This is a genomic window from Paenibacillus doosanensis (assembly GCF_025060755.1).
GTDB classification, from domain to species: Bacteria; Bacillota; Bacilli; order Paenibacillales; family NBRC-103111; genus Paenibacillus_S; species Paenibacillus_S doosanensis.
In genome coordinates, this window is record NZ_JANYUY010000098.1 from 1 (window position 1) to 6,550 (window position 6,550).

The 6,550-nt window shown below is 40.7% G+C and carries 6 protein-coding genes and 2 pseudogenes; 6 read left to right on the forward strand and 2 right to left on the reverse strand.

All coding sequences use genetic code 11. The features are described 5' to 3' along the window. The first annotated feature begins 278 nt into the window (after window positions 1-278). Complete coding sequence (rbsK, locus tag N0M98_RS33360; RefSeq protein WP_259620480.1) at window positions 279-1,175, forward strand: ribokinase; 897 nt, start codon at window positions 279-281, stop codon at window positions 1,173-1,175. A gap of 67 nt (window positions 1,176-1,242) precedes the next feature. Here rbsK and N0M98_RS33365 read toward each other — a convergent pair whose 3' ends face one another. Continuing rightward, on the reverse strand, window positions 1,243-1,515 hold the full coding sequence (locus N0M98_RS33365; RefSeq protein ID WP_259620481.1) for a helix-turn-helix domain-containing protein: 273 nt from the start codon (window positions 1,513-1,515) through the stop codon (window positions 1,243-1,245). A gap of 230 nt (window positions 1,516-1,745) precedes the next feature. On the opposite strand from N0M98_RS33365, the gene N0M98_RS33370 reads away from it, so the two are divergent. Continuing rightward, on the forward strand, window positions 1,746-2,123 hold the full coding sequence (locus N0M98_RS33370; RefSeq protein ID WP_259620482.1) for a hypothetical protein: 378 nt from the start codon (window positions 1,746-1,748) through the stop codon (window positions 2,121-2,123). A gap of 71 nt (window positions 2,124-2,194) precedes the next feature. Here N0M98_RS33370 and N0M98_RS34005 read toward each other — a convergent pair. Next, window positions 2,195-2,344 (reverse strand): annotated as a pseudogene (locus N0M98_RS34005) (IS256 family transposase); the annotation flags it as partial. 822 nt (window positions 2,345-3,166) lie between these two features. Here N0M98_RS34005 and N0M98_RS33375 point away from each other — a divergent pair. From N0M98_RS33375 to N0M98_RS33970, 4 genes and pseudogenes are all read left to right on the forward strand, one after another. Beyond that, window positions 3,167-4,447: a hypothetical protein gene (locus tag N0M98_RS33375; protein WP_259620483.1), complete on the forward strand. Its 1,281-nt coding sequence runs from the start codon at window positions 3,167-3,169 to the stop codon at window positions 4,445-4,447. 300 nt (window positions 4,448-4,747) lie between these two features. After that, window positions 4,748-5,323: pseudogene (locus N0M98_RS33380) on the forward strand (IS1595 family transposase); the annotation flags it as partial. A 373-nt stretch (window positions 5,324-5,696) separates the two neighbouring features. Beyond that, window positions 5,697-6,311, forward strand: a complete 615-nt coding sequence (locus tag N0M98_RS33385) for a stalk domain-containing protein (RefSeq protein WP_259620484.1) — start codon at window positions 5,697-5,699, stop codon at window positions 6,309-6,311. Between the two features lie 78 nt (window positions 6,312-6,389). Beyond that, the coding region (locus tag N0M98_RS33970; RefSeq protein WP_375295589.1) for a helix-turn-helix domain-containing protein at window positions 6,390-6,550 on the forward strand (161 nt) is incomplete at its 3' end.

Here is a 6,550-nt window from a genome sequence, read left to right on the forward strand (position 1 = left end):
TGGTTATCTGGACAATTTCCATTTTACCAAACATGAAGGGTGTTTTTCTGTCAAGCTTGCTAATTTTTCAAAAGATTTTCAGTAGCAGCAGTATCTAAGCGTGTTTTTCAAGGTGCGAAACTTGAGTTAATAATTGATTTAATGGTTACAACCTTGATTTCAAAGGCGGCCGTAGACTTTCCGTGGCAATTCCCTTTCCTCTGTTATACAGATGAATGAAAACTCACGACGAACCCAGTTCGTCCAACAAACTCCTAAAAAAATGGGGTAGGAAATTAATGGAGAACATCATTGTCCTTGGCAGCGCCAATATGGATATGGTTATGCGTACGAGCCGTATCCCGGAAATCGGCGAGACGATGCAGGGAGAGGGCTTCTTCCTCTCTCCCGGCGGCAAGGGAGCCAACCAGGCCGTCGCCTGCACCAAGATGGGCGCCGACACTTGGTTCATGGGCAAGGTCGGCGACGACCTCTTCGGCCAGTCTCTGCTGGACGGCCTCTCGGGCTACGGCGTCCGCACCGATTACTTGACGCGTGAGCCGAACGTCACGACAGGCGTCGCCGCGATCACCGTCTGCAACGGCAACAACAGCATCATCCTGGACGGCGCCGCCAACCAGCGCGTCACGCCGGATTACATCCGCGGCTACAAGCAGCAGCTCCTCTCTGCCGCCGCAGTCATGCTGCAGCTGGAGATTCCGCTGGAGACCGTGTACGAAGCCGTTCGCATGCTCAAAGGCAACGTGCCGATATTTTTGAATCCGGCACCAGCTGTGCCGCTTGACGACGAGATTCTGCAAGGCGTGGACTACTTCACGCCGAATGAAATCGAGTGCCGCTTGTATACCAATGTGGAGATTCGAAGCACGGAAGATGCGTTTAAGGCTCTGAATATTTTACGGGATAAAGGGATTCGTTATCCCCTCATCACGCTGGGTGAGAAGGGGATCGTGTACTTTAACGGGACCGAGAATGTGTATAAGGAAGCTCGCAAGGTGGCAGCTGTTGACACCACCGCGGCGGGCGATACGTTCTCCGGCACGCTGGCCTCGATGATTATCGCGGGCAAGAGTATGGACGAAGCCGTCGACCTGGCGCAAAAGGCTTCGGCTATCGCGGTGACGCGGTTAGGGGCCCAGGAGGCGATTCCTGGGATTGAGGAGATTTTGGGGTAGAATTAGCTCAAAATGAGCAATAAATAAAGAACGAACCGAAAAGGCACTGCCTTTCATGGTTCGTTCTTTATTTATTTTCCGTACTGTTGTTATCTTTGAGATTTTCATATTCGGCTTCCACTAACTTGAAAAAATCGGAAGGCTTTATGTTTAACCCTTCGCAGATTTCAAATATTTTGCTAACAGACGGCTCGTTCCTGCCTACTTCAATCATGGATATGTAGGATCTATCCACGTTGCATTCAAAAGCTAAATCCTCTTGACTTAACCCCTTCTTGATCCGAATGGATTTAACAATTTTCCCAATAATTTGTTTGATAATCGGCTGCTGCTGACTCAAGTAAAAACTCCTTTTAAGTCCATTATCAGTCTGCTATAATGACAAACAACAGATAAAATATTCAACAAATAGTAAAATATTTACATTAAATAATATAGAGTTGGAATTATTCAGATAAAAATCCAAAGAGGTGATTTCTCCTGAAATACATCATTTCTAAGGTGCCTCTACAGGCTATTGAGAAATACATAACCAAAGAAACAAGCGCAGAATTTTTCGATGTCATGCTTATGGTGGATGCGGATAAGGTCGGCGACATCTTTTATCGGCCTCATGAAGAAACGGACTCCGCCTATATGAAGTTGGATATTTGGTATGGTTCGTTGTTAGATTATGTGAGTGACTATGATCTTAAGAAAATATTGTTAATTCATCTAATCAACGACACTCGGCGAGATATTCAAATGTACGAGGAACAGCTATTAGGATTGACAGAAGAGGAGCTCGCTAAACGTTGGGTTCGAAGAAGTTTAACTCTTTACTACACGGTCTCGGTCCCTAGCCGCGGCGAAATGCTTAGGAGACATATCGATGAAGAGAAGAAGGATTTGAGGAGATATGAGAAGATGTTGTTTTGGTTGTTGGTTTATGGGGAAACGATGAAATAAAGCTAGATTATTGGGATTGGAAAATAAAAATGAAGAACACGGTCTAATGGTGTTCCGCTTTCTGCGTTCCAGTATGAAGCCTCTTGCGAGGACTCGGCCTCCAGCATTTCCTGAATCTTCTCGGCGAATAAGTCTTTATGCGCATCCTGAGCATCCTTTGCTGTGACTAGTTTGTTCTCCTTAATGAAGGCTCGCACTTGTTTTTTTGTCCATAGTCCCATTGTGTTCCTCTAACCTTTCTGTTGATTCTATTTTAATAGGTTTTGGAGTTTACACAAACTATTTTACAGACTCACTGCAGTGCCGCGGCTTGACTAGAGCAGAGCCTCTTTTGGGCATGATGTGCATCTCGGGTTCAGTGCAAAATATTTGTGGAGCATATCGATGCAAATTATCTTCTAAGGGAAGCCAAGTCCGTACCCAGTAACCGACTTCCATGATCCAATCGCTTCTTTCAAGTTAGAGATTTTTTACGATGTACGGTCCCCTTCGGCGCTCCTGAACCAGGTATTAATTGGATACAAATGTCTATTTTAATTTTATAAATCCCCCTCTCTATTTGGTATATATTTCTATACTTATTTTAGCATACTTTAAGGCATAGAATTGTGTGCTTTAAAGTGACGTATGACTTACTTGAAATATAGAGCGCTCTCCATGACCCTCCTCTAAATAATCGACAATTTTCAAACTCATTTAATTTATAAAACCGATTTTTAATAATCAAATTCGACAAATTAATGCACATAGCTATCGTTAATGTAGTTAATTAGAACTATATACAAAATATGTAATTTAATTTATTATTTGGTATGTTGTATGGTGCAAAAATTAAAAGAGTTGATGGTGTTTGATCATGGTTAAGTTGGATTGGTGGATTTAAAAATCTAACTTATCCCTTTCCCCTATTTCTAATTTCGTTTAGATTGAGTTTTAATTATTTACCATTATTGAGTGAACTGCTGGCCGGCATTCATTATATAACCTTGTTTTTGTAATTTTTTTACTATTTCTAAATCATTGAATAAAAGGAGCTGTATAGGATGAAGAGTTTGAAATCGGTAATATTATGCAGCGCAGTTAGTGTGCTACTGGCTAGCAATGCTCTAGCTGCTCAAACCGATCCAAATGTGAACGGAAAAGCAAAGGTTATTACTTCCGTGGAAAATAAGCGTATCTTTGAAGTGAAAAATACTACTTCGAATGAAGATAGAACTGCCAAAGAACTCAAGTTCAAAGATATGAAGTCCTTAAAACAGTCATTGAAAGATTTTGATTTATCTGATGACGATATCACTAGTTTGGGTGATCGAGCTGCTGATGTGGCTCAATTAGCTTATGTAAAAAGTCTGACGAAAGATCAAGTGAAGCATCTAAAAACAAGTATACAAGGACATAAAGATGCTAAAGTAGTTGAATTACCAGTAGAAAATGGTAGGGTCATTGACGGTGAAGGGTCACATCCCGTTTCTTCAGCGTATTACAAGATGAATCCCAAAGTAAGCAACACACAAGATACAACAAAGTTGGACAAATCTACTGTGAAGACTTTGGCTAACAGAACAGATTATCTTGGTGAAGGCACTGGGCTACATTACGTAGTGAACTCGACTTTTAATTCATGGAATAAAGCCAGCATGTTTATTCAATTCCCTTGGGCTTACGCAACAACCGATTTCTTTTTCCACTACGATAATAACACAGCTCAATGGGAGGAAAACGATTCTCCCTACTTGATGTTTGGTAAATATACCAGCTCCGCTGGAACGGATATTGGATTAGTTTATTCAAGACATCGTGGAGGTTGGTTTCTATTCAACGGTGGAAATCCCTATAACCAACCCTATAAATGGTTGAACCCTGATGATACCAGTGTACCAATTCCAACAGGCAGTGATGTTTCTTTGGTGGTAACTGAACTCGAGAACGCTTTACGTGCTGACCTATATTATCACAACCCTAGTAATGGTGCCTGGGAACTTCATCCACAATCTACCACGTTTAATTGGAATACGGTTGGTTATAACATGGGCTATCATAGCTGGGGTGCAGGTCAATTTACTAGAGAGCACAGTCTCGCACAAACAGCAGTAGATTATAAGTCTGGTGCATACATGCTTGGTGCTCATGAATATAATGTATACTTATATAGTGATTCCAGAAATGTTAATACGAAGTGGGATGGAGACGTTAGTACTAAACACCAATGGGATGGACCAGCTGACCATGACCGCAACTATGTATATCCTATAGAAGGAACTAACTATAGTATATATACGTCATATCCTTACTACGACGATCAGACAAATATAGATTATCGATAACTCATAGGCTTGACCTGTACCACCAATTAAATAAAAATCCCTAAAGAAAAGGTGCAGTCCTTAAGTTCTTCTGAAGGACCGCACCTTTTTGGGGTTTTTAGATTATCCCTTTGCAATTTCACAAGTATTTCAATGACTCATCTGAAATTAAATTTGGAAACCAGCGTTTTTTTGCCCCCAAATCCCTGCTTTTAGCTTTTAAAAAAAACAGGCGATGTTAATTTTTGGTATTGATATTTAACGATTGCGAATGAATGTTCTATAATGTGAGTAATATCATTGTTCAGAGATTATTTGCCTGTGGATTTAAAGGAACTGAAAAAGCTTGCTGATACCTTAGACGAAATGGCAAGCAAGAGCTTATCTACTTTTTGCAGTCACGAACTAAGGGAGTTGCACTTCAAGTGATTGATTTAGTTCAAGAGCAGAAGCATAAAGATGGGCCTGTTTGCCCGCATTGCAAAAAACATTCTGTTATACGATTTGGGAAGTACGCTGTAAAAACACGTACTGGAGAAGTAGCTATCGTAGCATTAGTAATGACCAAGTATGTTTATTCGTTGCCTTGTAACCGTCAAAAAATGACTTACTCTGGCGTACTTAGGCGTGGGCGTATTCGGACTACAAAATTGGATGAAGCAACTGGCGGTCATCATTCAAACGTGCTATGCACTGATTCGTGCAGCATTCTGTTCCCATGCGAATTCATGGTTTGGCTCATTACCGATTCAAGTACGACGGAAAACAACGTTGAAGGTCGTTTATCACATCCAAAACGTAGACCGCTACCTTAGGGGCTTGAAGAAATGGATGGATCGCTTTACTGGTGTTGCAACCAAATATTTGCAACATTATTTAGCATGGTTTCGTTATATAGATATCAAGGAATATGAGCAGTCTAAGTATAGAACCTGCAGAGTGCTGACTAATTTGGGAAGTACAAAGACGACTCAAAACCTCTTCAATTTCATATCTTCTATGGTGAGCCTTTACGCTAAACTAATTGATTTCTTTTCTGAACTAACTTGGGAACGATAGCTTAAAAAAACGCCTTTTCACACCCAGACAGGTTTCATATGGTCAAGTATCAAAATTTAACACACCCTAAATATAAGAAAAAAAGGAGGTAAGTGGTTTTCTGTAAAGAATAATTAAGGTAAAGTAATAAAAAATTTCTAATGATCAGCTTCGAGGTGCGTGCTTACTTGTGCACTTTAAATGGATAAATTCTCATATCGAGGTGGTACGTATGAAGAAAATGCTCACTGGTGTCCTCATTGGATGTATTTTGTCAACCAGCACAATAGCATTGGCCGATAACAATACCGTTGAAACAATTCTATTTCCGGTAAAGTATATTATTAATGGCAAGCCAGCTGAACTTGATAGTGACTATGTCACACTAAATTATCAAGGGCATGCCTATGTCCCTATTCGTTTTGTAGCGGAGAATATGGGAGGGGCAGTTATTTTTGATCCTTCACAAAAAGTCGTTATTGTGGATAGCACCGTACACTCTGATTTAAAACTGATGGATCCTAATGAAGAAAGGGTCCGCGCAGGTGACCTCAAGCTTACTTACTCAAACGGAAAAACTACTATTAATGGTAAGATTCAGGTCATTGGGGGAGAAGAACAAAACACAATAAGGGGCGCAAAATTAAATTTCTATGACTCACAGAATCAGTCACTTGCAGAAGTTCCCATTACAGTTTCTGATACCAGTCCGTTTATTGAAGTGAAAAATAATGAAATAGTAGAATTTACGATTACGACATCTGGAGATATCACTCAATATAGTAATGTCACACTAACTATAGGTTTGCTTAACGAAATTAAGAACGTTCCCCCATTCGGACAATAAGAGGTAAAATAAACCTACTCTCAGTGAACTGCACCCCAATTGTTAGACACAAGCTAACAATTGGAGGTGCAGTTTTTTATGAGTAGATTCAGTGTGAAGGAGAAGTTCCAGGCCGTACAAGATTATTTGTCAGGAAAAGAATCCTATTCTGAGATCGGGGCACGCATTGGAATCGATTACAAGTCCGTTATTAAGTGGGTAGCTTTCTATCGTGCACATGGTATGGAAGGTTTAGCTGC

Coding starts and splice junctions, on each gene's coding strand:
- rbsK (WP_259620480.1), top strand. CDS start 279: ATGGAGAACATCATTGTCCTTGGCAGCGCCAATATGGATATGGTTATG.
- N0M98_RS33385 (WP_259620484.1), top strand. CDS start 5,697: ATGAAGAAAATGCTCACTGGTGTCCTCATTGGATGTATTTTGTCAACC.
- N0M98_RS33370 (WP_259620482.1), top strand. CDS start 1,746: ATGGTGGATGCGGATAAGGTCGGCGACATCTTTTATCGGCCTCATGAA.
- N0M98_RS33375 (WP_259620483.1), top strand. CDS start 3,167: ATGAAGAGTTTGAAATCGGTAATATTATGCAGCGCAGTTAGTGTGCTA.